The sequence below is a fragment of the Pseudomonas sp. BS-2016 genome, from assembly GCF_001806145.1.
GTDB classification, from domain to species: domain Bacteria; phylum Pseudomonadota; class Gammaproteobacteria; order Pseudomonadales; family Pseudomonadaceae; genus Aquipseudomonas; species Aquipseudomonas lundensis.
The window spans coordinates 1-1578 of sequence record NZ_MLCT01000202.1 but is presented as its reverse complement, the minus strand read 5'-3'; the positions used below and the strand labels follow the sequence as shown (position 1 = coordinate 1578).

Genomic DNA, 1578 nt, shown 5'->3' with positions numbered 1-1578 from the left:
TGCTGGCGCAGGTGATGCCAGCGGCAATCGACACCACCAGTTGGTGAGGTTGCAGGCTCGGGCGCAGGCTCTCGCACACGGCCTTCATGGCCTGGGGCTTGACCGCCAGCACGATCACATCGACGCCGTGGATGGCCTCGGCGTTATCGGCGAAGGTCTGGATACCGTGTTCGGCGCTGACGCGCTCGCGGGTCTCGGCGCCCGGGTCGCTGGCGTGGATCTGCGCGGCGTCCAGGCCCTTGGCCCGCAGGCCACCGATCAGGCTGGCCGCCATGTTACCGGCGCCGATAAAGGCAATACGCGTGTTGCTCATGACAGGTCCTTATTTTCGAGGGATGTCAGCCATTTCACGGCTGGCCGTAGTCGCGGGCGCCAAACAGGGCGGTACCGATCCGCACCCAGGTGGCGCCTTGGGCAATGGCCGACTCAAGGTCATGGCTCATGCCCATGGAAAGTGTGTCCAGCGGCAGGTTCAAGCTGGCTTGCAGGTCGCGCACTGTGGCAAACGCCGCATCCTGCTCCGCCCGGTCTTCAGTCGGCTCGGGAATTGCCATCAAACCCCGCAGCTTCAAGCGCGGCAGGGCGCTGATCGCCGTGGCCAGGGCCGGCAGGTCGGCGGGTGTGCAGCCGGACTTGCTGGCTTCGCCACTGACATTGACCTGAATGCAGATATTGAGCGGCGGCAGGTCGGTCGGGCGTTGTTCGGACAGGCGTTGTGCGATTTTCAGGCGGTCCACGGAATGCACCCAAGCGAAGTTCTCGGCGATGGCGCGAGTCTTGTTCGATTGAATGGGGCCGATGAAGTGCCAACTCAAGGGCAGGTCGGTCAAATCCGCCTGTTTGCCCAAGGCTTCCTGCAGGTAGTTTTCCCCAAAGTCGTGCAGCCCGGCGGCATAGGCGTCGCGTACCGCCTGCGCGGGTTTGGTCTTGCTCACGGCCAGCAGGTGGATGCTGCTTGCGTCACGTTGCACGGCGGCGGCTGCGGCGCGGATGCGCTGGATAACCAGGCCGATGTTGTCTGCTATCGTCGACATTCAAGATGCGCCCGTGGATATGGAGTCCGCGGCATTCTACTGGAAATGGAAAGCCCTATGGATATCACGCAATTGCTGACGGCCAGCGTAAGCCGAGGCGCCTCAGACCTGCATCTGTCAGCCGGCCTGGCACCGATGCTGCGCATTGATGGCGAGGTTTGGCCGCTGGATGGGCCAGCGCTGAACGCTACCCAAGTGGTCGACTTATTGAGCCCTTTGCTGAATAAACATCAACAAAAGGATTTCGAAACATCTCTTGAAACGGATTTTGCCTTCGAATTGCCAGGCGTCGCCCGGTTCCGGGCGAACGTGTTCCGCCAGGATCGCGGCGTGGGTGCGGTGTTCCGGGCTATTGCGACTGAGGTCCAAAGCCTGGAGGACCTGGGACTGGGCGAGGTGTTCCAGCGTATCGCCCGCCTTCCTCGTGGCCTGGTGCTGGTGACCGGGCCCACCGGCTCGGGCAAGTCTACGACCCTGGCGGCGATGATCGACGACCTCAACCGGCATCGACGCCAGCATATCCTCACGCTGGAAGACCCCATCG

General features: G+C 62.9%; 3 protein-coding genes. 1 reads left to right on the top strand and 2 read right to left on the bottom strand.

What is annotated here, in order from left to right; translation table 11 throughout:
- On the bottom strand, nucleotides 1-313 hold a 313-nt coding region (locus BKD70_RS23795), incomplete at its 3' end, for a pyrroline-5-carboxylate reductase (RefSeq protein ID WP_175441040.1).
- A 34-nt stretch (nucleotides 314-347) separates the two neighbouring features.
- The gene (locus tag BKD70_RS23790; RefSeq protein ID WP_054916915.1) at nucleotides 348-1034 is read right to left on the bottom strand and encodes a YggS family pyridoxal phosphate-dependent enzyme; all 687 of its coding nucleotides are present in this window, start codon (nucleotides 1032-1034) and stop codon (nucleotides 348-350) included.
- 57 nt (nucleotides 1035-1091) lie between these two features.
- On the opposite strand from BKD70_RS23790, the gene BKD70_RS23785 reads away from it, so the two are divergent.
- The coding region (locus BKD70_RS23785) for a type IV pilus twitching motility protein PilT (protein ID WP_175441039.1) at nucleotides 1092-1578 on the top strand (487 nt) is incomplete at its 3' end.